The sequence below is a fragment of the Streptomyces sp. NPDC017246 genome, assembly GCF_044331325.1.
Classification (GTDB): Bacteria; Actinomycetota; Actinomycetes; order Streptomycetales; family Streptomycetaceae; genus Streptomyces.
On record NZ_JBIRMW010000008.1, the window covers coordinates 174,801 to 199,454 of the forward strand.

A 24,654-nucleotide genomic window follows, 5' to 3' on the forward strand; every position below is an offset into this window, starting at 1 on the left:
GAGCCGGCCCGACGGCGTGAGCGGTGCGACGTCAGGTGGTGCGGGTACCGCGGGTACTGCGCTGGGGAGGTGGCTCTAGACGCCGAGTGAGGGGAGCACGACGGCGTCGACATAGGCGCTGAGGAAGGCGCGGTCGACCGGCTGATCCTCGATCAGCGGGCGGGCGATGAACGCACCGATCAGCATGTGCGGGACGAGCTTCAGCGCCGGGTTACCGGCGTCGATCTCGCCCCTGCGGACCGCTCGGCGCAGCACTTCTTGGAGGCCGTTCATCTCGGGTTCGATGAGCAGCTCGCGCAGCGCCCGGTGCAGTTCGGGGTTGGTGTGGACGGCATGGGCCAGGCCCCGCATCAGCGCGGAGTCCTTCTCCATCTGACAGTCGTCGGTCCGGTCGAAGATCTCCCGGAAGTCGCCGCGCAGCGAGCCGGTGTCGATCTGCGAGAGATCGGCGGGCTTGTTGTCGCGCAGCGCCCTGGCGACCAGCTCGGGCTTGCTCCCCCACTGGCGGTAGAGGGTGGCCTTGCTGGAGTGGGTGCGGGCGGCGACGGCGTCCATGGTGAGGGCGTCGTAGCCGACCTCTCGCAGGAGGTCGAGCACGGCTCCGTACAGCTCGGACTCACGCTCTGGGGTGAGCCTGCTGCGGGCCATGACCGGACTCCTGTCGAACGAAACGGTTTCGTACAGTAAGAAGATACCCCCGCCCCCAGCGAAACGAAACCGTTTCGTACGTGTCCTGGGCCACACCGGAGCCGTCACCTGTACGAAGACGCCCGCAAACACGTACGAGTTGCCACACCCCCTCCACGCGGAAAGCATGAGGAGGTGAGTGACGACGTCGCGTATCTCCGTTTTCCGCACCTCCACGACGACCTGCTGTGCTTCGCCGCCGAGGACGATCTGTGGATCGCCCCGCTCGTCCCCGAGGGCCACCGCCCCGGCCGGGCCTGGCGCCTCACCGTCGACCGGACACGGGTCGGCCACCCGCGCTTCTCGCCGGACGGGCGCCACATCGCGTACACGAACTGGCGCAGCCTCGACCCCGAGATCCATCTCGTCCCCATCGACGGAGGAGCCGCCCGCCGGCTCACCCACTGGGGCTCCACCGACACCCGGGTCTGCGGCTGGACACCCCCCGACAAGGACGGCCGCTCCGACATCCTCGCCGTCTCCTCGCACGGACAGCCCTTCTCCTACTACTCCTGGGCCTACACCGTGCACACCGACGGCTCCCCCGGCAGCCGCCTGCCCTGGGGCCCGGTCTCCGACATCGCCGTCACCGAGGACGGCTGCGCGAACGAGGGCGAACGCCGCACCCTCCTCCTCACCGGAAAACCGCCGCACGAACCCGCCGCGTGGAAGCGCTACCTCGGCGGCGCCACCGGCCGGCTCTGGCTGCACGGCGAACGGCTGCTGCCCGACATCGGCGGCCACCTCGACTGCCCCATGGCCGTCGACGGCCGGATCGCCTTCCTCTCCGACCACGAGGGCATCGGCAACCTCTACTCCTGCCTGCCCGACGGCACCGACCTGCTCCGGCACACCGACCACGACGAGTTCTACGCCCGGCACGCCTCCAGCGACGGACGCCGGGTCGTCTACCAGTGCGCCGGCGACCTGTGGGTCGTCGACACCCTCGCCCCCGGCTCCCGCCCCCGGAAACTGGAGGTGCGGCTCGGCGGCCAGCGCGTCGGCCGGCGCTCCTACCAGGTGCCCGCCGCCCACCACGTCGACGCGGTCTCCGTCGACGAGACCGGCCGCGCCAGCGCCGTCTCCGTACGCGGCAGCCTGTACTGGCTGACCCACCGCGACGGCCCCGCCCGCACCATCATCGACTCCCCCGGCGTCCGGGTCAGGCTCCCCGAGATGCTCGGCAGCGGCGGCCAGGTCGCCTACGTCACCGACGCCGAGGGCGAGGACGCCGTCGAGGTCGCCTACCTGCCGCGCGCCAGCGGCGACCGGCCGCCCCGCCGCCTCGCCTCCGGCGACCTCGGCCGGGTCGAGGAACTCGTCGCCGACCCCGACGGCGAGCGGCTCGCCATCGCCTCCCACGACGGCCGGCTCCTCCTCCTCGACGCGACCGAGGACTCCAACGGCGAGGTCACCGAACTCATCCGGTCCGTCAACGGACCCGTCCGCGACCTCGCCTTCTCCCCCGACGGCGCCTGGCTCACCTGGTCCCACCCCGGCATCGGCCGCTCCCTGCGCTCCATCAAGATGGCCCGGATCTCCGGCCCCGGCGCCCGGACCGTCGTCGACGTCACCAACGGCCGCTTCGAGGACGAGAACCCCGTCTTCACCCGGGACGGCCGCTACCTCGCCTTCCTCTCCTGGCGGGGCTTCGACCCGGTGTACGACGTGCACACCGGCGACCTGTCCTTCCCGCTCGGCTGCCGCCCCTACCTCGTACCGCTCTCCTCCGCCACGCCCTCCCCCTTCGCGCTGCTCCCCGACGGACGGCCGGCGGCCGGCGGACTCGACCCCGCCGACGACGACACCGAGGCCGCCGACGGCACGGTCACCGTCGAGATCGAGGGACTCCCCGACCGGGTCACCCCCTTCCCCGTCAGCGCCTCCAAGTACTCCGCCCTGCACCCGGTCAGCGGCGGCGGCCTGGTCTGGCTGCGCTGGCCCATCTCGGGCGCGCTCGGCGAGACCTTCGCCAACCCGGCCGACACCTCGGGCCGCCCCACCCTCGAATACTTCTCCATCACCAAGGCCCGCAAGAGCGAACTCGCCAAGGACCTCGACTGGTTCGCGGTCAGCGGCGACGGCACCCGGCTCGTCGTCGCCGACGAGGGCGAACTGCGGGCCGTGCCCGCCACCGAGTCCGGGGACGGCGACTCCACCGTCTACCTGGACCTGCGGCGCATCCTCCACGACGTCGACCCGGGCGCCGAGTGGCGGCAGGCCTTCGACGAGGCCGGCCGGATCGTCCGCGCCTACTTCTGGGAGCCGGGCATGGGCGGGGTCGACTGGACGGCGGTCCTCGACCAGTACCGGCCACTCGTCGAACGGGTCGCATCCCCCGACGAGTTCGCCGACCTGCTCCGGGAGGTGATGGGCGAACTGGGCACCTCCCACGCGTACGTCACCCCCGCCCGCCGCAACGAGGGACCGCCGCACTACCAGCGGCCGATGGGCCTCCTCGGCGCGAACCTCGTCCCCCGCGAGGCCGGCTGGACCGTGAAGCGCATCCTGCCCGGCGAGTCCTCCGACTCCAAGGCCCGCTCCCCGCTCGCCGGCACCGGCATCCGCGAGGGCGCCGTCCTCACCCATGTCGACGGCCGCCCCGTGGACACGGTCGCCGGCCCGTACCCGCTGCTCTCCGGCACCGGCGGCACCACCGTCGAACTCACCTTCACCCCCGCCGAGGGCGAGGGCCGGGCCCGCCGCGTCGCCGTCGTCCCGCTCGTCGACGACCGGCCGCTGCGCTACCAGGACTGGGTCGCCAAACGCCGGGCGGTCGTACGGGAGATCAGCGGCGGCCGCTGCGGGTACCTCCACATCCCCGACATGGGCGGCTCCGGCTGGGCCCAGTTCAACCGCGACCTGCGCATGGAGGTCTCCCGGCCGGCCCTCATCGTCGACGTACGCGGCAACGCCGGCGGCAACATCAGCGAGCTCGTCATAGAGAAACTCACCCGCAAGATCCTCGGCTGGGACCTCACCCGCAACGCCCAGCCCGTCGCCTACGCCTCCAACGCCCCGCGCGGCCCCGTCGTCGCCCTCGCCGACGAGGCCACCTCCTCCGACGGCGACATGATCACCGCCGCGTTCAAACTCCTCGGCCTGGGACCCGTCGTCGGCCAGCGCACCTGGGGCGGAGTCGTCGGCATGACCGGCCGCCACCGGCTCGGCGACGGCACCCAGATCACGGTCCCGATGAACGCGGCCTGGTTCCCCGAGTACGGCTGGTCCCTGGAGAACCACGGCGTCGAACCGGACCTCGCGATCCTGCGCACCCCCCTCGACTGGGCCGAGGGCCGGCACGCCCAGCTCGACGACGCCGTCCACGTCGCCCTCGCCCTGCTCGCGGAAACCCCGGCGGCGAGCCCCCCGGGCTACGAGGGCCTCCCGAACCGCTCACGCCCGAAGCTGCCGCCGAGGGAAACGAAGGAGAACGGGAACGAACCCGACTGACCGGGAACGGGCCGGCGGGCGTCGGCCCGCGGGCCGATGCCCGTGGGCCGCGAACCGCAGCCGGCGAGCCGCACCCCGCCGGAGGCGCTACGCGGCGGTTCGGCCGAGGCTGTCGGCCAGGTCCAGCTCGTAGGACGTCCCCGCCGCCCCGTCGAGCGTCACGCTCCCGACCGCCCCGAAACCGACCCGCCCGAGCACGGCCCTCGACCCGTCGTTGTCGAGGGTCGTGACGGCGGTCAGCCGGCTCAGCGCGTACTCCTCGCGCGCCAGCCGGCACACCTCCCGCACCCCGGCCGTCGCCACGCCCCGCCCGGTCGCCTTCTCGGCCACCCGGTAGCCCAGCTCGGCGGCCCCGTCGGCGACGTCGACCAGGTTGAACCGCCCGAGGATCTCCCCGCCCTCCCCCACGAGCACGTGGAAGTGGATCGTCCCGGTCTCCTGCTCGTCGAGCAGCGCCCGGTGCCGCTCCTCGAAGTCGGTGAAGTACGCGTCGCCCCGGTCGGGCACGGACGCGGCGAAGTACGCCCGGTTCTCCCGCTCGAAGGCGAGCAGGGCGGTGGCGTGATCGGATCGCAAGCGCTCAAGTACGGCCATGGTCGCCACCGTACGAAGATCCGCCGCCGGACACGTACAACTTTTCGGTCCATCGAGCGTCTGACCCGGTGTGGCGCACCGTGCGCCGGATCCCCGGAAGGAACGCGTACGTGTCGCACGCCCCCACGGACCGTCGTCCGGTCGCCGCGCCCTTCTCCCTGGTCAGGGAGGAGGACGACCACGTCTGGGGCGACTTCGCCGAGGTGGAGGGCCTCTTCGGCGAGCCCTCGCGCGGGATGTACGAGCTGTTCGGCTGGACCCCGGAACCGACCGGGGCCGGGGCCGCGGCACCGGCCCCGTCCCCCGCCTCGGCACCTGCCGCGGCCTCGACCCCGGAGTGGCTCGGCAGCACCCTCTGGCTGGTCCCCGAGGACGAGACGCTCGACGCCTGGCGCCTCGCGGACGCCGAGGCCCTCCGCCCGCGGACGGCGGCGGGGAGTCTCGTCCTCGTCGGGGAGGACGACTGCGAGGGCCCGCCCGAGAGCCACCGCGGCGCCGTACGGATCCACGACGGGGCCCGATGGCTGGGCTCGTGCCGGGAGTTCGCCGCCGTCCTGCCCGCACCGTCGGCCGCGCCTCCGCTCGTCCTGCGCGGCCTCGCGCCGAGCGAGGAGCTGCGGCGGGCGCTCACGACCGGGACCCGGAGGGCTCTGAAGCTGGAGAAGGCCGTCCTGGAACTCCGGGACGCGCACGGCGCGCCCCTGACCAGCCGGCTGCTGTGGGCCGTCGTCACCGCGTGGCGCCCCTCCGCCCTCGGCCCCGGCCTGCTCGACGTGGAGCTCGACGGCTCCTTCGTCGACCCCGTACCCGAGTTCGCCCGCCCGGTCTGGGAGCGCTGGCTCGCCGGTCCGCCGGCCGAGTCGAACGCCTGGGCCGGGCTCGACACCCGGCGGCGGGGGGCCTGGCACGACCTCGTGCGGGAGCGGGCCTGTCACCGCTCGGTCGGGGACCGGCCGGCGGGGACCGCGTACGAGCTCGACGGGCGGCACGTCACCGACGTGCCGAGCCTCTGGCTCGCGCTCGGCGAGGCCGTGAACGGGCCCGGCGGCTACTTCGGCGGATGCCTCCAGGCACTCCACGACTGCCTGGGCGGCGGCTTCGGCTTCACCGCCCCGTCCACCCTGACCTGGCGGGACTCCGACGTCGCCCGCACCCACCTCTCCCGGGTGCTGTCCCCGGACGGCGAGCCGTACGACCTCTTCGAGGTGACGGTCCACGCCCTGGAGGAGGACGGGATGAGGGTCGTACGGGCATGAGCGCGCGGACGCAGGCGGAGGCGCACCCGGTCAACCGGGTGCGCCTCCTCGACACAGCATGCGAAGGACGGACGCTTCAGGCGTCGTAGTCCCGGTCGAGACGGTCCTGGGCCTCCGGCTCGGCCCTGCGCGTCTCGTCCTCGGAGCGGCCCCGGCCCTGGGAGGCGCGCTCGGACGCCTCGTCCCTCGCCTTGCCCGCGGCCTGCTTGGCCTGCTTGGCCTGCTGCTTCAGCTGCTCCGACTTGTCCTTGAACTGGTCTGCCATGCCCATGGAAGTTCACTCCTAGGAAGGGTGAGAGGGGGCCGGGGGCGGTGTGCCCCGCCGGCCTCGACCAGCCTCGCACGGGCGAACATTCCACGCATTTCGATCGGATACGCTCCGCTACCGCGCCGCGGAACCTCCCCTCTGCGCGCCGTGGAACCTCACGTCACCGCGCCGCGGAACCCCCCGACCGGGCCTCCTCGTCCGCCGCGCCGCCCGCGCCCACGAGTCCCTTGGACACCGAGCCGAGCCGCGGCTCGAAGCGCCTCATCTCGCGCTGCCCGACGGTCGCGATCATCCCGGGCAGATAGCCCCGGACCGACTGCATCCCGCGCAGCCACCACTGCGCGTACACATGCGGGGAGCGCCGCTCGATGCCCGCGACGATCCGGTCGACGGCCGGGCCGAGGGGGTACGTGCGGTTCGCCGGCCACGGCAGCCGCGAGCGCAGCTCCCGCATGACGTCGTCCTGGTCGGCGCCCCGCACCATGTCCGTGTCGGTCCAGGACAGGTAGCCGACGCCGACCTTGACGCCCTTGTACGCGACCTCGGCGCGCAGGCTGTGCGCGAAGGCCTCGACGCCCGACTTGGACGCGCAGTACGCCGTCATCATCGGGGCGGGGGTCAGGGCGGCGAGCGAGGCGATCTGGAGGAAGTACCCCCGCGACTCCATGAGGACCGGCAGGAACGCCCGTCCCGTCACCGCGCCGCCGATCAGGTTCACCTCGATGACCCGCCGCCAGGCGGCCGGGTCGGACTCGGCGAACGGACCTCCCGCCGCGACACCGGCGTTGGCGACGACGATGTCGACCTTCCCGAACCGCTCCTTCACCTCGGCCGCGACCTTGGCCATCGCCTCGTGGTCGGTGACATCGGCGTGCCACCAGTCGGCCTCGGTGTGCAGCCGGCCGGCGACCTCCTTGAGCTGCTCCGGCTCCAGGCCGACGAGCGCGATCTTCGCGCCGCGCGCGGAGAGCTTGCGGGCGAGGAGCTCCCCGACGCCGCGGGCGCCTCCGGTGACGACCGCGACCTGTCCTTCCAGGCTCACCCGGCTCATGCCTTCTCCTTCACTTCCAGGTACGTGTCGGTCAGTTCACGGATCCGCGCGGTGACGGCCTCGGGGGCCTCGACCGGCGTCATATGTCCCATACCCGCCAGTTCGAGGAGTCCCACACACTGCGGGAGCGCCTCGGCCATGGCGCGGGAGTGGACGGGCGGGGTGAGCCGGTCGGCGGTGCCGACGACGACGGCGACGGGCAGGTCGAGCGCCCGGACTCCCGCTTCCAGGTCGAGCTCGGAGAGGACCCCGGACCAGCCGACGCGTGCCCCGCGCGGGCAGGCGTGCACGATCCGGGCACAGGCGTCGACCCGTTCGGGCGCCGAACCGGGGCCCATGGTCGCGTACTTGAGGATCTTCCTGGAGACGGCGTTGACCGGTCCGAGCGGGGCCTTCGCCCCGAGGACGCCCCGGGTCAGCCGGGTGCGCCGGTCGCTGGGCCGGCCGGGTACGACGGTGGCCTCGGCGGTCAGCCGCGAGGGGCCGGTGGAGCAGAGCAGCGCGGCGGCGGCGTGCTCCCGGAAGCCGGGTCGGTCGGCGGCCGCCATGAGGGTCATGCCGCCCATGGAGTGCCCGGCGAGGACGGCCTTCTCGCCGGGGGCGAGGGTGGTCGCGAGGACCGCTTCGAGGTCGTCGGCGAGGGCCCGGGTGGCGTATCCGGAGGGTCCGGCGGGGGCCGGGGACCGGCCGTGGCCGCGCTGGTCGTAGGCGATGACGCGGTGGTCGGCGGCGAGGGCCCGTATCTGCTCGGCCCAGAAGGCGATGGAGCAGGTCCAGCCGTGGGCGAGGACGACGGCGGGCGCGCCCTCGGGGCCGTACACCTCGACGTGGATCGGGGCGCCGTCGGCGGAGACGGCGGTGAGTTCGCGGGAGGAGGGCAGCGAGGTCAGGTGCCGGTTCACTGGGCGGCCTCCGTCTTCCGGGACGTGCCGCGGGTCTTCGCGGCGGCGGGCTTCGCGGGCTTGGGTGCGCGGATGACCTCGTACTCGGAGAGGTCGACCTGCCGGGTCTCGCGCCGGAACTCGCCCGTCGTGCCCGGCCACAGCGTGGTGTTGCGGCCGTTGGCGTCGAGGTACCAGCTCTCGCAGCCGCCCGCCTTCCAGACGGTCCGCTCCATCCGGGCCTGGACCTTGCGGTTCCAGGCGCCGACGGCGGAGGGCCGGACGGCGAGGGCGGCGCGCCCGCCGAGCACGTGGAGCTGGCGCAGGTAGTCGGCCATGTAGTTCAGCTGGGACTCGATCATCAGGATCATCGAGGAGTTCCCGAGGCCGGTGTTGGGGCCGATGACGGTCATGAAGTTGGGGAAGCCGGCGGCGGTGGCGCCGCGCAGGGCCTCCATGCCGCCCTTCCAGGTCTCGGCGAGGGTCCGACCCTCGGCGCCGACGACCCGCTCGGCGATCGGCATGTCGGTGACGTGGAAGCCGGTGCCGAAGACGATCGCGTCGACCTCGGTCTCTGTGCCGTCGGCGGCGACCAGGGTCGAGCCGCGCACCTCGCGCAGACCGGAGGCGACGACGTCGACGTTGGGCCGGGCGACGGCCGGGTAGTAGGTGCTGGAGAGCAGGATGCGCTTGCAGCCGATGCGGTACGAGGGTGTCAGCTTGGCGCGGAGCACCGGGTCCTTGACGGCCTTGGCGATGTTGGCCTTGGCGAGCTTCTCGACGAGTCCGAGTTCGTTCGGGTGCTTGGTGAAGGCGCCGACCTGGAGTTCGCGGATGCCCCAGAGGAGGCCGCGGCGCAGGGTGCCGGTGACGGGCACGGCGCGGTGGAGCCAGCGCTCGGGGCCGCTGATGGCCCGGTCCATGCGGCGCATGACCCAGGGGGGCGTGCGCTGGAAGAGGGTGAGCTTCTCCACCTGGGGCTGGATCGCGGGCACGATCTGGATGGCGGAGGCGCCGGTGCCGATCATGGCGACGCGCTTGCCGGTGAGGTCGTAGTCGTGGTCCCAGCGGGCGGAGTGGAAGACCTTGCCGGGGAAGTCGGCGAGTCCCGGGATGTCCGGGATCTTGGGGTCGGAGAGCGGACCGGTGGCGGAGACGACGACGTCGGCGCTGAAGCTGCCCCGGCCGGTCTCGATCTCCCAGCGGAGCGCCTCGGCGTCCCACTCCATCCGCCGCACCTCGTGGCCGAGCCGGAGGTGGGGGCGGATCCCGAAGGTGTCCGTGACATGCTCCAGGTAGGCGCGGATGTGGCGCTGTCCGGAGAAGGTCCGCGGCCAGTCGGGGTTGGGCGCGAAGGAGAAGGAGTAGAGGTGGGAGGGGACGTCGCAGGCGCAGCCGGGGTAGCTGTTGTCCCGCCATGTGCCGCCCACGGAGTCGGCCCGTTCCAGGACCACGAAGTCGGTGATTCCCTCGCGGCGCAGCCGGACGGCCGCCCCGAGGCCACCGAATCCCGATCCGATCACCGCCACCCGTACGTGCTCGTGCTTCGCCATGCCGCCGCCTCCCGTGCGCCTGGCCAATCCCGCCAGCAATCACTGGCACAGTCGGGACTGTAGAGCAGCTCCATACCGAGCGGTAGGGGTACGGCGAGGGAAAGTTACCGGCGGTACAACATAGGCTGGCGTGCGTGGCAGAAGGATCAGACGAAGGATCAGGACCCGACACGGTGACCCCCGAGGGCGTACGCGAGTACCGCATGGAAGAACTGGCGGCCGCCGCCGGCATCACCGTGCGCACCCTCCGCTTCTACCGCGAGCGCGGCCTGATCCCGCCGCCCCGCCGCGAGGGCCGCATCGCCTGGTACGACGAACAGCACCTGGCCCGGCTGCGCACCATCGCCGCCCTCCTGGAACGCGGCCACACCCTCAACGGCATCGCCGACCTCACCACCGCCTTCGAGAGCGGGCGCAACGTCCGCGAGGTCCTGGCCCTCGGCGCCCCCAGCGAGGAGGAGCCCGTCCGCCTCACCCCCGAGGAGCTCGCCGACCACTTCGCCGGCGAGGTCACCCCGGAGAATCTCGCCGCCGCCCTCGACCTCGGCTACCTCGTCACCGACGGCGAGGAGATCATCCACATCAGCCGCCGGCTGCTCGACGTCTCCGCCGCCCTCGTCCGCGAGGGCGTCCCGCTCGCCGAGGTCCTCAAGGCGGGCGCCCGCGTCCGCGAGCACGCCGACGCCCTCGCGGAACTCTTCACCGACCTGCTGCGCACCCACGCCGCCGAGGACGACCTGTGGCGGCTGCGCCCCCTCGCGAAGAGCGTGGTGGAGGCCGAACTGTCGATGGCACTCGACCGGCGCCTGCGCCCCGGAGGCCCCGCCTGAGGCCCGGACGGAGGACCCGGATCCCCCGGATCCCCGACCTCATGATCGCCTGACAGGTTCTTCGAAAGTTCTTCATCACCTCGGTCCTACGGTCGGTCCACCCACCGAGGAACGGGAGAACCGATGAGGACGAAGCGGGTGCTGCTGGCCGCGGCGGCTTCGGTCGTGGCGTTCGCGCTGACCGGCTGCGGCGGCGGAGGCGACGAGGGCGGGAGGATCCCCACGGCCGGTGACGCGAGCACCTCCGGCACGTCCGGCGGTACGTCCGCCGGTACGGGCACGGGGACGGCCACCGGCGGGACCGGGTCCGGCAAGGACGAGGTCGCCGTGTACGTCGAGGGCAGGCGCGCCTGGGTGAAGTGCCTGCGCGAGAACGGCATCGACGCCCCCGACCCCGACGCGAACGGCCAGGTCGAACTCGGCGACGCCGGGGCTCTCAAGAAGAACCCGACCTTCATCAAGGCCTCGCAGAAGTGCGCGCCGCTCGGTCCGCCGGTCCCCAAGGAGATCGAGCGCAGGCTCGCGCCCAAGCTCACCCCCGAACAGATCAAGACCCAGTTCACGTACGCCGAGTGCATGCAGAAGAACGGCGCACCCGACTTCCCCGACCCCGAGCCCGACGGCAACGTGTACGGGGACGTCCAGTGGGACTCGACCACGGCCGCCGCCAAGCGGGCCGCACGCACCTGCGCCCCGATCATCGGCGACCCGGTCGAGCAGGGCCCGGGCAAGGGCTGAGCGATGAGCGGCATGTTCACGGACAGGGACGCGGACGGCGGGCCGGACAGGGACACGGCCGGTGAGCCGGCGGCCGGAGGGACGGAGGCGGAGCCGACGCGGGAGGGGACGGCTCCACGCCGCGCCCCCGGCCGCGGGCGGAGCCGTACCGTCCTCGTCGCGGCCGCCGTCGTGGTGGTCACGGCGGTCGCCGTGGTCGGCGCGCTGGGCCTCGGCGGCGGCGGGGACGAGGGCACCGCCGCCCCGCCCCGGGCGGGTTCCGCGGTCGCCGTCACCCGGACGACCCTCGTCGAACGGAGCAGGGTCGAGGGCACGTTGGGGTACGGGCCCGAGATACCGCTGCCGGTCAAGGCGGCCGGCACGGTCACCTGGCTCCCGGAGGCGGGCGCGACCGCCGAGCGCGGGGACACCCTGCTGCGGGTGGACGACCGGCCGGTGGTGCTGCTCTACGGCCCGCTGCCGATGTACCGCGAACTGGGCCTGACGGCGGAGCCCACGACGGCCCCGGAGCCCGGCGCCCCGACGCCACCGGCGCCGGGAGGCACCGGACGAAAGGGCTCCGGGCAGCGTTCAAGTCAACCCCCTCGCCATGCCCTTTTGGGCCTTCTTCGACCCTAGCGCCGAACGTCTCAACTGTCCGCCGTGCGGGGAGAGATACGTCCGTGAGGGTGGGTCACGCTCACGCCATGACCGAACCCACGCGATACAGCACCCCACCGGTTGAACTGCCGCTGCAACTGGACCCGGAGCCCGCCCCGGTCGAAGGGTGTGCCGGCTGCGTCGAGTTGGCTGCTGTACGGAACCGCTCTCGGGTCGTGGGCGACTGGACGACCGTGAGCGACTGCAACGTCTACATGCGGCGCCACCCCGAGGGGCACTGATGGTCGTCACCCGGGCGGACATCGGCAAGTCGGTGAAGGACGGCGCCGGGCGGGTCGGCACCCTGCGTGACGTGATCCGGGACTACGAGGACCCTGCCGTACTGCCAGGCAGGCGCCGGAAGAGCCCTACGGCCTTCCTGCGACCCAAGGGCGGGGGTCGTGAGCGGCTGGTCCCGCCGGCCAGCGTGCATCGCGTGTAGCAACCCCTATGACGGCCCCTCCGGCGACGGTGAACAACACAGCCGGACGGGGCTTTCCACTGCCGCTCCCTACAGGTCGAAGACGGCAGTCACGGGAGCGTGATCGCTCCACCGCTCCGCGTGGCTCGCCGCCCGCTCCACGTACGCCTTCACCGCACGCTCCGCCAGGCGAGGCGAACTGACAATGAGGTCAATCCGCCAGCCGCTGTCGTTGTCGAAGGCACGCCCGCGGTAGGACCACCAGGAGTACGGGCCCTCCTGCTCGGGGTGGAGGGCGCGCACGACGTCCACGTACCCGCCGTCCTCCTCGTCGAGGACCCGCCCCAGCCACTCCCGCTCCTCGGGCAGGAAGCCGGCGTTCTTCTTGTTGGCCTTCCAGTTCTTGAGGTCGGCCTCCTGGTGGGCGATGTTCCAGTCGCCGCAGACGACGACCTCGCGCCCGTCGGCGGCGGCCCGGATCCTGAGCTCCTTGAGGTACGGCAGGAACTCGCCCATGAACCGGTACTTCTCGTCCTGGCGGTCGGTGCCGACCTCGCCGGAGGGGAGGTAGAGGCTGGCGACGGTCACGCCGGGCAGGTCGGCCTCGACGTACCGGCCGCTGCCGTCGAACTCGCTCGATCCGAAGCCCACGCGCACCCGGTCGGGCTCGCGGCGCGTGTAGAGGGAGACTCCGGCGCGGCCCTTGGCGGCGGCGGGCGCGTGGACGGTGAACCAGCCCTCGGGCGCCTTCACCTCCACGGGCAGCTGCGCCTCCTCGGCGCGCACCTCCTGCAGGCAGACGGCATCGGCGGAGGTCCCGCCCAGCCACTCGACGAACCCCTTCTTGGCGGCGGCGCGGAGCCCGTTGACATTCACGCTGGTGACAGTGAGCATCCCGGGAGAATACCGACACCGGGGCACTGCATACATGTACGATACTCCGCATGAACATCCAGCCCACGCCCTATGACCACCCCGACGCCGTCGAACTGAACGACGCGGTGCAGGCTGAGTACGCCGTCCGCTACGACGACGAGGGCGATGTCACACCGCTGGACGCCGGGATGTTCGTCCCTCCCCGAGGCCTCTACCTCCTCGCGTACGACCCCGAGGGCAGGCCCGTGGCCACCGGCGGCTGGCGCACCCAGGACAAGAACGACGAGGGCTACTCGGACGGCGACGCCGAGCTGAAGCGGATGTACGTGATCCCCGAGGCCCGCGGTCTCGGCCTGGCCCGCCGCATCCTGGCCGCCCTGGAATCCGACGCCCGCACGGCCGGCCGGACCCGCATGGTCCTGGAAACGGGCATCGCCCAGCCGGAGGCGATAGCCCTCTACACCTCCAGCGGCTACGAACTCTGCGTAAAGTTCGGCCACTACCGCGACTACCCCAGCAGCCGCTGCTTCGCGAAGCCCCTGACCTGAGAGCACTCCGGGGGCGCCTCCGCGCCGCCCCCACCAGGACCCGGAAAAGCGAAAGTCCCGCCCGATCTTGCGATCGGACGGGACTCTCGGTGTCTGTGGACCTGTGGGGATTTGAACCCCAGACCCCCTCGATGCGAACGAGGTGCGCTACCAGACTGCGCCACAGGCCCTTGCGACGTGTGAAACATTAGCATCCCGACCGGCTCAGGCAAAAATCCATTCCCTCGCAGGTCAGCCGGGGGCCGTCACGGGCCCCCGGTGGGTCATTCGTTCGCCGCCCGGGGGCGGTCGTCGTCCGCGTACTGGTCGAAGAGCGGGGTGCGGCCGTGGTCGCGGTTGCGGCGGGGCTGGGCGGTGCGCTGGCGGGGGGCCGGCGACGGGGCGGGGGCCGGGTCGGCCACCGTGGAGGAGCGGGCCGCGCTCCAGGTCTCCGGGTCCGTGATGTCGATGCCGCTCGTGGCGCGCGGGGCGACCGGGGCGGTGACGTACGTGGGGAGCGGGACCGGGACCGGGTCCCAGCTGTCGCCGCGGGCCGGGCCGCGGTCGCGCTGCTGGTCGACCCACTCCGCGTGGTCGGTCTGCTCGACCAGGGCGCGCCGGTCCGCCTCCTGCGGGGAGGGGGCCGATGCGGCGTCGGGCTGCGGTTCGGGCGTGGGCGCCGGGCGCCGGCTCTCGCGCAGCCGGGCGGCCGCCGCCTCGGCGCGCCGCCGGTCCATCACATAGACGAAGCGACGGCGTTCCTGGACCCGCAGATGCACGATGTACGCACTGAGGAGCAGCGCCGGGACGGCCGGTACCCACAGGAAGGTGACCCCGCCGACGGCCGCGACGACCGCGCCGAGGGTGAAGCCGGCGAAGAGGAGCGTCGTGGTACGTCGGCGCCGCGCGAGGACCTTGCCCCGGCGGGCGCGCTCGGCGGCGGCACCCGAGGGGCGGGCCGGCGCGGGATGCGGCGCCGGTTCCGGTTCGGGTTCCGGGACTTCCAGGCGCGCTTCCGTCCTGGCCGCGGGCGCGGAGAAGGCCCGGACGTCGACCGAGCTCAAATGCTCGGTCTCCGCGTCCGGGTCCACGTCGGGCGTCGGACCCTCCGCCGCTCGGTCCCGTTCCTTGAGCTCCTTGGCGTACCGGCGCTCCATGCCCGCCCGTCCGGAAAGCAGCCGGATGGCGGTGCTGAAGCGTTCCGTCGGACGGGCTTCGTTCAGCTCGTCCTGCCTGCGGAGCCACATCGGTACCAAGTAGGCGGCCCAGGCCCCGACGATGACTGCGTAGATGAGGCCGCTGCTGCTCACGCCTCACACGGTAGAGGGGTTCACGGGAAGGCATCGGCCAATTGGCCCGGTGTGTCGCACGATCTGGCTGATATCACTGAACTTTTTTGTGATTGGTCAGATCGATTGCATGCCAACTGGCGATTGAATTCGAACACTTATCTCATTCTTGCCTGATGCCAGCGGCGCAACAGCCCCTCCGGCACCTCCTCCGCCGTCAGCGCGAAGACCAGATGATCCCGCCACGCGCCGTCGATGTGGAGGTAGCGGGGCCGCAGCCCCTCCTCGCGGAACCCCAGCTTCTCCACGACCCGCCGCGAAGGCCCGTTCTCCGGACGGATGCACACCTCCATCCGGTGCAGCCCGACCGCCCGGAAGCAGTGGTCGACCGCGAGCGCGACCGCCGTCGGCATCACCCCGCGCCCGGCCACCTCGCTGTCCACCCAGTAGCCCACGTGCCCGGAGCACATCGACCCCCAAGTGATCCCGGCGACCGTCAACTGTCCGACGAGCCGCCCCCGGTACTCGATCACGAACGGCAGCATCCGGCCCGCGTTCGCCTCCGACCGCAGATGGCGGACCATCTGACGGTACGTCGGCCGCTGCGCCACCGGCCCGCCCGGAGGCGCCGGCGGAACCGTCGCCTCCCAGGGCCGCAGCCACTCGCGGTTGCGCCGGTTCACCTCGCGCCAGGCCGCGTGGTCCCGCATCTTTATCGGACGGAGCAGCACCTCGCCGTCGACGAGGACCACCGGCCAGGACGGGATCACGACGGTCTCGGGTGGTCGCCGCCGCGGATCTGGTCGACGGCGTGCCGGAGGATCGGCTCCAGGACGGCGAGCCCGTCCCGTACCCCGCCGGGGGACCCGGGCAGGTTCACGATCAGCGTGCCGCCCGCGACTCCCGCGAGGCCCCGCGAGAGCGCCGCCGTCGGCACCTTCTCCCGGCCGTACGCCCGGATCGCCTCCGGGATGCCCGGGATCTCCCGCTCCAGGACCCGCCGGGTCACCTCGGGCGTCTCGTCGGTGGGTGAGATGCCCGTACCGCCGGTGGTCACGACGGCGTCGTACCCGGCGGCGACCGCGGCCCGCAGGGCCGCCTCGACCGGCGCCCCGTCCGGGACGACCTGCGGGCCGTCCACGGCGAAGCCCATCCGGGTCAGGCCCTCGACGATCAGCGGGCCGCCCTTGTCCTCGTAGACGCCGGCGGCCGCCCGGTTCGAGGCGGTGACGACGAGCGCGGCGTACGGGGCGGGGAGCGCACCGCCGACACCCGCGTCGAGCACCGCCGGGGCGTGCCCCTCGTGCGCGTGCCCCTCGTGCGCGTGCTCCTTGTGCGCGTGCTCCTCGTGCTCGTGCACGCCCGAGACCCGGCCCCCGCGCGTCACGACCCGCTCCGCGTCCAGTGGCCCGACTTCCCGCCCGTCTTCTCCTCCACCCGTACGTCGGAGATGACCGCGCCCTTGTCGACCGCCTTCACCATGTCGACCACCGTCAGGGCCGCCACCGAGACCGCCGTGAGGGCCTCCATCTCGACGCCCGTGCGGTCCGTGGTCTTCACCGTCGCCAGGATCTCGACCGCGTCGTCCGTGACCGCCAGGTCCAGCGTCACTCCGGACACGGCCAGCGGATGGCAGAGCGGGATGAGCTCCGGGGTCTTCTTGGCGCCCATGATCCCGGCGATCCGGGCGGTGGCGAGCGCGTCACCCTTCGGGACGCCCTCGCCGCGCAGCAGCTCGATCACGCGCGGCGAGACGAGAACCCGCCCGCTGGCCCGCGCCGTACGGGACGTGACGTCCTTCGCCGATACGTCGACCATGCGGGCAGCGCCCGCCTCGTCGATGTGGGTGAGACCTTGCTGCGTGCTCATCGCCGTGACACTCCCGGTCGCTGTGTGGGACGACACCGTACCCCCACCCTCGCCCCCTCAGCCGAGGAGGACCACTTCCAGGACGGCGCCCGGCTCCACGCTCTCCGTCTCCTCCGGGACCACGAGCAGGCAGTCCGCGTGCGCGAGGGCCGCGATCAGATGGGAACCCGCACCGCCCACCGGGGTGACGGTGCCCGCCTCCGGGTCGTACGTCCCCCGGAGGTACTGCCGGCGCCCGGCGGGTGACGACAGCGCCTTGTCGGCCACCAGCTCCGCCCGCGCCCGGAGCCGGTGCAGGTCCTCGACGCCCATCAGGGCCCGGATCGCCGGCCGGACGAACAGCTCGAAGGAGACGTACGAGGAGACCGGGTTGCCCGGCAGCGCGAGCAGCGGGATCTGCTCGGCGCCGACCGCGCCGAAGCCCTGCGGCTTGCCCGGCTGCATCGCCAGCTTGCGGAAGTCGACCTGACCATCGGCGGTCAGCGCCTCCTTCACCACGTCGTACGCGCCGACGCTCACCCCGCCCGTGGTCACGATCAGATCGGCCCGGATGAGCTGGTCCTCGATGGTGGCGCGCAGCGACTCCGCGTCGTCGGCGACGGCCCCCACCCGGTAGGCGAGGGCTCCGGCGTCCCGCGCGGCCGCCGCGAGCGCGAAGCTGTTGGAGTCGTGGATCTGGCCCTCGCCCAGCGGCTCGCCGGGCTGGACCAGCTCGCTTCCGGTGGACATGACGACCACCCGGGGGCGGGGCCGGACCCGGACCGTGCCGCGCCCGATCGCGGCGAGCAGCCCGATCTGCGGCGGCCCGAGGACCGTGCCGGCCGCGAGGGCCAGCTCCCCGGCCCGGACGTCGCTGCCCCGGGTGCGGACGTGCGCTCCGGCCTCGGCGGCACGGTGCACCCGGACCTCGCCGGCCGCTCCCTCGGGGGCGGCGCTCGCGGCGGTCATGCCGGTGGCCGCGCCGCCGCCCGTACCGCCGTCGGTCCACTCGACGGGGACGACGGCCTCGGCGCCGGGCGGCAGCGGGGCGCCGGTCATGATCCGGGCGGCCTGGCCGGGGCCGACCTCGGGCAGGCCGCCGGCGCCCGCCGCGACGTCACCGACGACGGTGAGGACGGCGGGGAACTCCTCGGTGGCACCGGCGACATCGGCGACCCGGACCGCGTACCCGTCCATGGAGCTGTTGTCGAAGGGGGGCAGCGCGACCGGCACCGTCACGTCCTCGACGAGGACGCAGCCCTGCGCGTCGAGGAGTTGCAGCTCGATGGGTTCGAGGGGGCCGACCGTGGCGAGGATGTCGGCCAGGTGCTCGTCCACGGACCACAGACCGCGCGCGGGCCCCGCGCAGGGGTCCGCGGCTCCCCGCTCGTCGCCGTGGTCGTGCTCGTGGTCGTCGTGCCCGTCGTGGGACGGCGACGGTGCCGCGCTGCTGCTCAAGGTGCTACATCTCCTCGCTGACGTATCTCCGGAGCCAGGCCCGGAAGTCCGGTCCCAGATCTTCACGTTCGCACGCGAGTCTGACAATGGCACGCAGATAGTCACCGCGGTCACCGGTGTCATAGCGGCGCCCCTTGAAGACGACACCGTGCACCGGGCCGCCGATCTTCTCGTCGGAGGCGAGTTTCTGCAGGGCGTCGGTCAGCTGGATCTCCCCGCCGCGGCCCGGCTCGGTCTCCCGCAGCATCCCGAAGACGGCCGGATCGAGCACGTAGCGGCCGATGATCGCGTAGTTGCTGGGCGCCTCGCCGGCGTCCGGCTTCTCGACCAGGTCGGTCACCTTCACGACGTCCGAGTCGATGGTCGCCTCGACCGCGGCGCAGCCGTACAGGTGGATCTGCGAGGGTTCGACCTCCATGAGGGCGATCACGCTTCCGCCCTCCCGCTCCTGGACCTCCACCATCCGCGAGAGCAGCGGGTCGCGGGGGTCGATCAGGTCGTCGCCGAGGAGGACCGCGAAGGGCTGCTCGCCGACGTGCGGGGCGGCGCAGAGCACGGCGTGGCCGAGGCCGCGCGGGGCGCCCTGGCGCACGTAGTGCATGGTGGCGAGGTCGCTGGACTCCTGGACCTTGGAGAGGCGTTCGGCGTCGCCCTTCCGGCTCAGGGCCTCCTCCAGCTCGTAGTTCCGGTCGAAGTGGTCCTCCAGGGGACGCTTGTTCCGGCCGGTGATCATCAGGACGTCGGAGAGTCCGGCCGCGACGGCCTCCTCGACGACGTACTGGATGGCCGGCTTGTCGACGACCGGCAGCATCTCCTTCGGCGTCGCCTTGGTCGCCGGGAGGAAGCGGGTACCGAGGCCGGCGGCCGGGATGACAGCCTTGCTGATCCGGCCGAGGCTGGGGAGCGACTGATTCATGCGGTGCACCTTAGTCGTTCGGAATGAGAGAAAGATGTGACTCCGATTAACTTCCTCCGCATAAAGACAGATACGAGAGTTTCGCGAATTCACGGAGGACCGTCATGACACCGGAGATGTCCGAAAAGACCGTGCTGCGCAGTCGACTTCTGGCCGCTCGTGCCGCCCTGAGCGCCGAGTCCCTGGCACACACGGCCGAATCCCTCGCCCGCAGGGGACTGGAACTGGCCGAACTCGCCGAGGCGTCCACGGTCGCCGCCTATGTGTCGGTGGGCCGCGAGCCGGGCACGCGCGCCCTGCTCGACGCCCTCCACGCGCGCGGGGTGCGGGTCCTGCTCCCCGTCCTGCTCCCCGACAACGACCTGGACTGGGCGGCGTACGAGGGTCCGGAGCGGCTCGCGAAGGCCGGCCGGGGGCTCCTCGAACCGGTCGGGCCCCGGCTCGGCCCCGAGGCCGTGTGCACCGCCGACGCCGTCCTGCTGCCGGGCCTCGCGGTCGACGGGCGCGGGATGCGGCTCGGCCGGGGCGGCGGCTCGTACGACCGGGTGCTCGCCCGGCTCGCGCGCGCGGGCACCGACCCGGCCCTCGTGGTGCTCCTGTACGCGGACGAGGTGGTCGCCCGGGTCCCGGAGGAACCGCACGACCACCCCGTGCACGCGGTGGTGACCCCGGAGGGGGTCACCCGCTTCACGCCCTGATCAGGGCTTCAGCGTCAGCGTGTCCTTCGTCGCCGCGTCGACCGCCGCCTTGCCGTAGGCCCAGTCGTACAGGTCGCCCTTCGCCCAGGCGTCCGTCTGGTCGGTGTAGTTCGCGTGGAAGGCGTGCCCGGAGGCTCCGGTCAGGTTGATCCACCGGGACTTGTCCCAGTCGCCGACGTTGACCACCATCCGCATCGACGGCACCCAGATGACCTCGTAGCCGCCGGCCGCGTTCCAGCCGGTGGCGTCGACGGCCGCCTCGCCGCCGCCGAGGTTCCACGGGCCGCGGTTGAGGAGCTGCTGCACGACGCCGGGTCCGGCGGTGCCGAGGGTCTGGTTCTTCAGGGTCAGCTGGTGCAGCCGGCCCCAGCTCCAGGTGGAGACGTCCTTGCCGAGCTTGGCGGTCAGCTCCCAGCGCGCGTCCTTCATGGCGCGGGCGAGCAGCTGGTCACGGGTCTCGGTGGCCTGGTCGGTGCGGTTGCCGGGGGTGACCCACCACTCGCTCTTCTCCTGCTTGAGGAGCGGGCGGACCACCTCGTACCAGCGGTCGCCGCCGTCCGGCTGCGCCGATTCGGGGTCGCGCTGGCCGCATTCCCGTACGAGCTTGTTCTGCTCGTCGACCGGGCCGGTGGCGTCGGCCGGGCGGACGTTGATGCAGTCGCCCTCGGGGCGCAGTTCCTTGGGCAGCTTGTTGCCGAAGGACAGCTTGAGGACGTTGCGCCAGACCGCGTTGAAGTAGGCGGCGGCGGCCGAGTCGGGCTCCTGGGTGTAGTCCCAGCCCTCGAGCAGCTTCTGCGCCTCGCGGACGTACGGGTCGGAGATGTCGATCTTCAGCAGGAGCGGGTTGAGCAGCGTCGCGATCTCGCTGCGGTTGTCCGTCTGCATGGTCCGCATGTCGTCCGGCGAGATCTTTCCGCCGTCCTTGGTCTTCGACTCGATGAGGTCGTTGATCCGCTGGCTGCGCGAGCCGTAGCCCCAGTCCTTGGTGAGCAGGTCGGGGTAGGTCTTGGAGTCGATCACGGCCTGGTTGGCGGTGACGATGTAGCCGCGCTCGGGGTCGTACTCGTACGGCAGCTGCTCGAAGGGGATGTAGCCCTTCCACTTGTACGAGGAGTCCCAGCCGGGCGCGGGCAGGGTGCCGTCGCCCTTGGTGCGCTGCGGGATCTTGCCGGGGGACTGGTAGCCGATGTGGCCCTCGGTGTCGGCGTAGATCAGGTTCTGGGACGGGACCTCGAAGTTCTTCGCGGCGGCCCGGAACTGCTCGAAGTTCTTGGCGCGGTCGAGGGCGAAGATCGCGTCCATCGACCTGCCCGGCTGGAGCGCGGTCCACTGGAGGGAGACGCCGTAGCCGGTGCCGCGGTCGGGGGCGGCGTTGCCGACGGGGGCCTTCTGGCCGACCTTCTCCAGTTCGGAGGAGCGGTCGGAGACGAGCGGGCCGTGGTCGGTGGATCGGACGGTGATCTTCCGGTCGTCGCCGCCGGCGACCTTGATGATCTCGTCGCGGACCGTGAAGGGCTCGACCTTGCCGTCGACGAGGTAGCCGTCGGGGCCGATCTTCTCCAGGTAGAGGTCGGTCACGTCGGCGCCGAGGTTGGTGAGACCCCAGGCGATCTTGTCGTTGTGTCCGATGATCACACCGGGCATGCCGGAGAAGGTGTAGCCGGAGACGTCGAAACGGCAGGTCGCCGAGACCGAGCGGCAGTGCAGGCCCATCTGGTACCAGAGGGACGGCAGCTGCGGCGCGAGGTGCGGGTCGTTGGCGAGCAGCGGCTTGCCGGAGGTCGTGTACTGCCCGGAGACGACCCAGGAGTTCGAGCCGATGCCGTTGCCGTTGGGGCCGAGGAGCGCGGGGATGCCGTCCAGGACCTCGGAGAGCGCGCCCAGCTGGGACTGCGTACCGGAGTCGGAGGAGCCGGACGAACCCGTGCCGCCGGGGCCGGAGCCCGGGGTCTCCCCGGTGGTCGCGCCGTCGCCCTCGGTGGCCTCGGCCTTCGGGTCGAACTTCCCGGTGGACTCGTCGACCGCGCCCCGGTCGACGATCGGCTGGTGGAGCGCGTACGGGTAGTCCGGGTACAGCTGCTTGATCTGGCTCGCGCTCATCCGGCTCGTCATCAGCGAGCGGTCGATCTCGTCCTGCATGTTGCCGCGCAGGTCCCAGGCCATCGCCTTGAGCCAGGCCACCGAGTCGACCGGCGTCCACGGCTCGATCGCGTAGTCGTTGGTGAAGCCCAGGGCCGCGTACTCGACGGAGATGTCGGCGGGGTCCCGGTCCTTCAGATAGGCGTTGACGCCCTCCGCGTAGGCCTGGAGGTACTTCTTCGTCTCCGGCGACAGGACCTTGTCGTACTCCTCCTGCGCGACCCGGCGCCAGCCGAGCGTGCGCAGGAAGGAGTCGGTCTCGACCTGGCTCTCGCCGAACATCTCGGAGAGCCGGCCCGCGGTCACGTGCCGCCGGACGTCCATCTCGTAGAAGCGGTCCTGCGCCTGGACGTAGCCCTGGGCGCGGAAGAGGTCCGACTCGTTGTCCGCGTAGATCTGCGGAACGCCGTTCGCGTCGCGTTTGACGTCGACCGTGCCGGACAGTCTGTCGAGCCGGATCTCGCCCGCGGTCTGCGGGAACGAGGCCCGGACGGTGCTCACACCCCAGTACCCGCCGTATCCGACGCCCGCGACCAGGGCGAGGACCAGGACGAGGAGGATCAGGCGGGCGCGCCGCCCTTTCTTCTTGGCGGGAGGCGCGGTCGTGTTGGAGGGCATCGCTGTCCTTCGAGGGGCAGGGTGGTCCTGGAGTACGGGAGCAACCTTAGGCGCAGCGTCCGGACGGCCCGGACGCGGTGTCAGGAAGAGAACCGTACTGGTGAGCGAGGAGACGCAAAGAAGGCGTCAAGAAAACGTTAAAGATTAGGTAAGGTAACGAAGTGTCGGCCGCTGGAGGAACGATCCAGCTGCCTGTGACGGCTGCTGGAAGAACGATCCAGCCGCATGTGAGGGGAAGGAACGGCCACTGACTGTCCACCAGCTCAACGAACTCCTGCTCATCAGCTCCCTCGTGCTGCTGATCGCGGTCGCGGCCGTACGGATCTCGTCCCGGAGCGGACTCCCCAGCCTCCTGCTCTACCTCGGCATCGGCGTCGCCATCGGCCAGGACGGCATCGGCAACGTCGCCTTCGACAACGCGGAACTGACGCAGGTCATCGGCTACGCCGCCCTCGTCGTGATCCTCGCCGAGGGTGGCCTCGGCACGAAGTGGAAGGAGATCAAGCCGGCCCTTCCCGCCGCGGTCGTCCTCTCCACCGTCGGCGTCGCGGTGAGCGTGGGCATCACGGCGGCGGCCGCCCACTACCTCGTCGGCCTCGACTGGCGACAGGCCCTGATCATCGGCGCCGTCGTCTCCTCCACCGACGCCGCGGCGGTCTTCTCCGTACTGCGCAAGGTGCCCCTGCCCTCACGGGTCACCGGTGTCCTGGAGGCCGAGTCCGGCTTCAACGACGCCCCCGTCGTGATCCTCGTCGTCGCCTTCTCCACCGCCGGACCGGTCGACGACTGGTACGTCCTCGTCGGCACGATCGCCCTCGAACTCGCCATCGGCGTCGCCGTCGGCCTCACCGTCGGCTTCCTCGGCGCCTACGGGCTGCGGCACGTCGCCCTGCCCGCCTCCGGCCTCTACCCGATCGCCGTCATGGCCATCGCCGTCGTCGCCTACGCCGCCGGCGCCATGGCCCACGGCTCCGGCTTCCTCGCCGTCTACCTCGCCTCGATGGTCCTCGGCAACGCCAAGCTGCCGCACGCGCCCGCGAACCGCGGCTTCGCCGAGGGACTCGGCTGGATCGCCCAGATCGGCATGTTCGTCCTGCTCGGCCTGCTCGTCACCCCGCACGAGCTCGTCCGCGACTTCTGGCCCGCCGTCGTCATCGGCCTGGTCCTGACGGTGGTCGCACGGCCCATGGAAGTGCTGGTCAGCCTGCTGCCCTTCCGCATCCCCTGGCAGGAACAGGCCCTGATGTCCTGGGCCGGCCTGCGCGGAGCCGTCCCCATCATCCTCGCGACCATCCCGATGGTGTCCGACATCGAGGGCAGCGAGCGGATCTTCAACATCGTCTTCGTGCTCGTCGTCGTCTACACCCTCGTCCAGGGCCCGACCCTGCCGTGGCTGGCGAAGGCCCTGAACCTCGCCGACTCCGGAGAGGCCGCCGACCTCGGCGTCGAGTCCGCGCCCCTGGAGCGGCTGCGCGGCCATCTCCTCTCCGTCGCGATCCCGAAGCACTCCCGGATGCACGGCGTCGAGGTCGCCGAGCTGCGGCTCCCCGCCGGGGCGGCCGTCACCCTCGTCGTACGGGAGGAGGCGAGCTTCGTCCCGGGGCCCGCGACCGTCCTGCGGCGCGGCGACGAGCTCCTCGTCGTCGCCACCGACCCGGTGCGGGACGCCACCGAGCGGCGGCTGCGCGCGGTCGGCCAGGGCGGCAAGCTCGCCGGCTGGCTGGGCACGGGCGGCGCCACGGCGGCCTCGGCCCCGTCGGGAACGGCACTGCGCTTTCACCGCTCAGGTGAGCACCACCAGCGAACATCCGATTAATCCGAGGCATTAATTCAGGGGCAGGAGCGTTTTCCCAGGCAGGAAGGCGCTCCTCCCTGTACCATGAAGGCACACCTGATCGAACCAACTCTGCCTGA

At 72.1% G+C, this 24,654-nt stretch carries 24 protein-coding genes and 1 tRNA gene; 10 read left to right on the forward strand and 15 right to left on the reverse strand.

Annotated features, from left to right (window positions below):
* Window positions 1-75 precede the first annotated feature (75 nt).
* Window positions 76-648: a TetR/AcrR family transcriptional regulator gene (locus tag ACH4MY_RS20420; RefSeq protein WP_398004948.1), complete on the reverse strand. Its 573-nt coding sequence runs from the start codon at window positions 646-648 to the stop codon at window positions 76-78.
* 174 nt (window positions 649-822) lie between these two features.
* Here ACH4MY_RS20420 and ACH4MY_RS20425 point away from each other — a divergent pair, with 174 nt between their 5' ends.
* Window positions 823-4,140, forward strand: a complete 3,318-nt coding sequence (locus ACH4MY_RS20425; RefSeq protein ID WP_398004950.1) for a S41 family peptidase — start codon at window positions 823-825, stop codon at window positions 4,138-4,140.
* A gap of 87 nt (window positions 4,141-4,227) precedes the next feature.
* On the opposite strand, the gene ACH4MY_RS20430 is transcribed toward ACH4MY_RS20425, so the two are convergent.
* Window positions 4,228-4,734, reverse strand: a complete 507-nt coding sequence (locus tag ACH4MY_RS20430) for a GNAT family N-acetyltransferase (RefSeq protein WP_398004952.1) — start codon at window positions 4,732-4,734, stop codon at window positions 4,228-4,230.
* Between the two features lie 110 nt (window positions 4,735-4,844).
* Here ACH4MY_RS20430 and ACH4MY_RS20435 point away from each other — a divergent pair, with 110 nt between their 5' ends.
* Window positions 4,845-5,990 (forward strand): hypothetical protein, encoded by a 1,146-nt coding sequence (locus ACH4MY_RS20435; protein WP_398004954.1) that lies wholly within the window; start codon window positions 4,845-4,847, stop codon window positions 5,988-5,990.
* A 76-nt stretch (window positions 5,991-6,066) separates the two neighbouring features.
* Here ACH4MY_RS20435 and ACH4MY_RS20440 read toward each other — a convergent pair whose 3' ends face one another.
* The 4 genes from ACH4MY_RS20440 to ACH4MY_RS20455 form a co-directional block, all read right to left on the reverse strand.
* Window positions 6,067-6,261 (reverse strand): hypothetical protein, encoded by a 195-nt coding sequence (locus ACH4MY_RS20440; protein ID WP_398004956.1) that lies wholly within the window; start codon window positions 6,259-6,261, stop codon window positions 6,067-6,069.
* Between the two features lie 157 nt (window positions 6,262-6,418).
* On the reverse strand, window positions 6,419-7,309 hold the full coding sequence (locus tag ACH4MY_RS20445; protein WP_398004958.1) for an SDR family oxidoreductase: 891 nt from the start codon (window positions 7,307-7,309) through the stop codon (window positions 6,419-6,421).
* Entirely contained in the window at window positions 7,306-8,211 is a 906-nt protein-coding gene (locus ACH4MY_RS20450; RefSeq protein WP_398004960.1) for an alpha/beta fold hydrolase, read from the reverse strand. The genes ACH4MY_RS20445 and ACH4MY_RS20450 overlap by 4 nt, the downstream gene beginning before the upstream one ends.
* Window positions 8,208-9,743: a flavin-containing monooxygenase gene (locus ACH4MY_RS20455; protein WP_398004962.1), complete on the reverse strand. Its 1,536-nt coding sequence runs from the start codon at window positions 9,741-9,743 to the stop codon at window positions 8,208-8,210. The genes ACH4MY_RS20450 and ACH4MY_RS20455 overlap by 4 nt, the downstream gene beginning before the upstream one ends.
* Before the next feature lie 203 nt (window positions 9,744-9,946).
* On the opposite strand from ACH4MY_RS20455, the gene ACH4MY_RS20460 reads away from it, so the two are divergent.
* From ACH4MY_RS20460 to ACH4MY_RS20480, 5 genes are all read left to right on the forward strand, one after another.
* On the forward strand, window positions 9,947-10,573 hold the full coding sequence (locus ACH4MY_RS20460; protein ID WP_398005304.1) for a MerR family transcriptional regulator: 627 nt from the start codon (window positions 9,947-9,949) through the stop codon (window positions 10,571-10,573).
* A 123-nt stretch (window positions 10,574-10,696) separates the two neighbouring features.
* Window positions 10,697-11,311 (forward strand): hypothetical protein, encoded by a 615-nt coding sequence (locus ACH4MY_RS20465; protein ID WP_398004964.1) that lies wholly within the window; start codon window positions 10,697-10,699, stop codon window positions 11,309-11,311.
* Window positions 11,312-11,314: 3 nt separating this feature from the next.
* Window positions 11,315-11,929 carry a hypothetical protein gene (locus tag ACH4MY_RS20470; protein WP_398004966.1) on the forward strand — a complete coding sequence of 205 codons (615 nt, stop codon included), beginning with the start codon at window positions 11,315-11,317 and terminating at the stop codon, window positions 11,927-11,929.
* Window positions 11,930-11,997: 68 nt separating this feature from the next.
* Window positions 11,998-12,192 (forward strand): hypothetical protein, encoded by a 195-nt coding sequence (locus ACH4MY_RS20475; RefSeq protein WP_398004968.1) that lies wholly within the window; start codon window positions 11,998-12,000, stop codon window positions 12,190-12,192.
* On the forward strand, window positions 12,192-12,392 hold the full coding sequence (locus tag ACH4MY_RS20480) for a hypothetical protein (RefSeq protein WP_398004970.1): 201 nt from the start codon (window positions 12,192-12,194) through the stop codon (window positions 12,390-12,392). Before ACH4MY_RS20475 ends, ACH4MY_RS20480 begins: the two co-directional genes overlap by 1 nt.
* 69 nt (window positions 12,393-12,461) lie before the next feature.
* On the opposite strand, the gene ACH4MY_RS20485 is transcribed toward ACH4MY_RS20480, so the two are convergent.
* On the reverse strand, window positions 12,462-13,265 hold the full coding sequence (locus tag ACH4MY_RS20485) for an exodeoxyribonuclease III (RefSeq protein ID WP_398004972.1): 804 nt from the start codon (window positions 13,263-13,265) through the stop codon (window positions 12,462-12,464).
* A gap of 50 nt (window positions 13,266-13,315) precedes the next feature.
* Here ACH4MY_RS20485 and ACH4MY_RS20490 point away from each other — a divergent pair, with 50 nt between their 5' ends.
* A complete protein-coding gene (locus ACH4MY_RS20490) occupies window positions 13,316-13,795 on the forward strand; it encodes a GNAT family N-acetyltransferase (RefSeq protein WP_398004974.1) in 480 nt (159 codons plus the stop codon).
* Window positions 13,796-13,891: 96 nt separating this feature from the next.
* On the opposite strand, the gene ACH4MY_RS20495 is transcribed toward ACH4MY_RS20490, so the two are convergent.
* The 7 genes from ACH4MY_RS20495 to galU form a co-directional block, all read right to left on the reverse strand.
* Window positions 13,892-13,965, reverse strand: a tRNA-Ala gene (locus tag ACH4MY_RS20495).
* Between the two features lie 93 nt (window positions 13,966-14,058).
* Window positions 14,059-15,084 (reverse strand): gephyrin-like molybdotransferase receptor GlpR, encoded by a 1,026-nt coding sequence (gene glpR / locus ACH4MY_RS20500; RefSeq protein WP_398004976.1) that lies wholly within the window; start codon window positions 15,082-15,084, stop codon window positions 14,059-14,061.
* 137 nt (window positions 15,085-15,221) lie between these two features.
* Entirely contained in the window at window positions 15,222-15,833 is a 612-nt protein-coding gene (locus ACH4MY_RS20505; protein ID WP_398004978.1) for a GNAT family N-acetyltransferase, read from the reverse strand.
* Complete coding sequence (locus ACH4MY_RS20510; protein WP_398005305.1) at window positions 15,830-16,348, reverse strand: molybdenum cofactor biosynthesis protein B; 519 nt, start codon at window positions 16,346-16,348, stop codon at window positions 15,830-15,832. Before ACH4MY_RS20510 ends, ACH4MY_RS20505 begins: the two co-directional genes overlap by 4 nt.
* Window positions 16,349-16,446: 98 nt before the next feature.
* On the reverse strand, window positions 16,447-16,932 hold the full coding sequence (gene moaC, locus ACH4MY_RS20515; RefSeq protein ID WP_398004980.1) for a cyclic pyranopterin monophosphate synthase MoaC: 486 nt from the start codon (window positions 16,930-16,932) through the stop codon (window positions 16,447-16,449).
* Window positions 16,933-16,989: 57 nt separating this feature from the next.
* Window positions 16,990-18,369 (reverse strand): gephyrin-like molybdotransferase Glp, encoded by a 1,380-nt coding sequence (gene glp, locus ACH4MY_RS20520; RefSeq protein WP_398004982.1) that lies wholly within the window; start codon window positions 18,367-18,369, stop codon window positions 16,990-16,992.
* Window positions 18,370-18,373: 4 nt separating this feature from the next.
* On the reverse strand, window positions 18,374-19,285 hold the full coding sequence (galU, locus tag ACH4MY_RS20525) for a UTP--glucose-1-phosphate uridylyltransferase GalU (protein WP_398004984.1): 912 nt from the start codon (window positions 19,283-19,285) through the stop codon (window positions 18,374-18,376).
* A gap of 104 nt (window positions 19,286-19,389) precedes the next feature.
* On the opposite strand from galU, the gene ACH4MY_RS20530 reads away from it, so the two are divergent.
* On the forward strand, window positions 19,390-19,983 hold the full coding sequence (locus ACH4MY_RS20530) for a 5-formyltetrahydrofolate cyclo-ligase (protein WP_398004986.1): 594 nt from the start codon (window positions 19,390-19,392) through the stop codon (window positions 19,981-19,983).
* Here ACH4MY_RS20530 and ACH4MY_RS20535 read toward each other — a convergent pair whose 3' ends face one another.
* Window positions 19,984-22,740, reverse strand: a complete 2,757-nt coding sequence (locus tag ACH4MY_RS20535; protein WP_398004988.1) for a penicillin acylase family protein — start codon at window positions 22,738-22,740, stop codon at window positions 19,984-19,986.
* 292 nt (window positions 22,741-23,032) lie between these two features.
* Between ACH4MY_RS20535 and ACH4MY_RS20540 the strand changes: the two genes are divergently transcribed.
* A complete protein-coding gene (locus tag ACH4MY_RS20540; protein ID WP_398004990.1) occupies window positions 23,033-24,556 on the forward strand; it encodes a potassium/proton antiporter in 1,524 nt (507 codons plus the stop codon).
* Window positions 24,557-24,654 lie beyond the last annotated feature (98 nt).

What these genes read in the sequence shown, in the direction of transcription:
- ACH4MY_RS20480 (WP_398004970.1), top strand. Translation starts at nt 12,192, where the DNA reads ATGGTCGTCACCCGGGCGGACATCGGCAAGTCGGTGAAGGACGGCGCC.
- ACH4MY_RS20430 (WP_398004952.1), bottom strand. Translation starts at nt 4,734, where the DNA reads ATGGCCGTACTTGAGCGCTTGCGATCCGATCACGCCACCGCCCTGCTC.
- moaC (WP_398004980.1), bottom strand. Translation starts at nt 16,932, where the DNA reads ATGAGCACGCAGCAAGGTCTCACCCACATCGACGAGGCGGGCGCTGCC.
- ACH4MY_RS20475 (WP_398004968.1), top strand. Translation starts at nt 11,998, where the DNA reads ATGACCGAACCCACGCGATACAGCACCCCACCGGTTGAACTGCCGCTG.
- ACH4MY_RS20530 (WP_398004986.1), top strand. Translation starts at nt 19,390, where the DNA reads ATGACACCGGAGATGTCCGAAAAGACCGTGCTGCGCAGTCGACTTCTG.
- ACH4MY_RS20465 (WP_398004964.1), top strand. Translation starts at nt 10,697, where the DNA reads ATGAGGACGAAGCGGGTGCTGCTGGCCGCGGCGGCTTCGGTCGTGGCG.
- ACH4MY_RS20535 (WP_398004988.1), bottom strand. Translation starts at nt 22,740, where the DNA reads ATGCCCTCCAACACGACCGCGCCTCCCGCCAAGAAGAAAGGGCGGCGC.
- ACH4MY_RS20440 (WP_398004956.1), bottom strand. Translation starts at nt 6,261, where the DNA reads ATGGGCATGGCAGACCAGTTCAAGGACAAGTCGGAGCAGCTGAAGCAG.
- ACH4MY_RS20490 (WP_398004974.1), top strand. Translation starts at nt 13,316, where the DNA reads ATGAACATCCAGCCCACGCCCTATGACCACCCCGACGCCGTCGAACTG.
- ACH4MY_RS20460 (WP_398005304.1), top strand. Translation starts at nt 9,947, where the DNA reads ATGGAAGAACTGGCGGCCGCCGCCGGCATCACCGTGCGCACCCTCCGC.
- ACH4MY_RS20470 (WP_398004966.1), top strand. Translation starts at nt 11,315, where the DNA reads ATGAGCGGCATGTTCACGGACAGGGACGCGGACGGCGGGCCGGACAGG.
- ACH4MY_RS20455 (WP_398004962.1), bottom strand. Translation starts at nt 9,743, where the DNA reads ATGGCGAAGCACGAGCACGTACGGGTGGCGGTGATCGGATCGGGATTC.
- ACH4MY_RS20445 (WP_398004958.1), bottom strand. Translation starts at nt 7,309, where the DNA reads ATGAGCCGGGTGAGCCTGGAAGGACAGGTCGCGGTCGTCACCGGAGGC.
- ACH4MY_RS20485 (WP_398004972.1), bottom strand. Translation starts at nt 13,265, where the DNA reads ATGCTCACTGTCACCAGCGTGAATGTCAACGGGCTCCGCGCCGCCGCC.
- ACH4MY_RS20420 (WP_398004948.1), bottom strand. Translation starts at nt 648, where the DNA reads ATGGCCCGCAGCAGGCTCACCCCAGAGCGTGAGTCCGAGCTGTACGGA.
- galU (WP_398004984.1), bottom strand. Translation starts at nt 19,285, where the DNA reads ATGAATCAGTCGCTCCCCAGCCTCGGCCGGATCAGCAAGGCTGTCATC.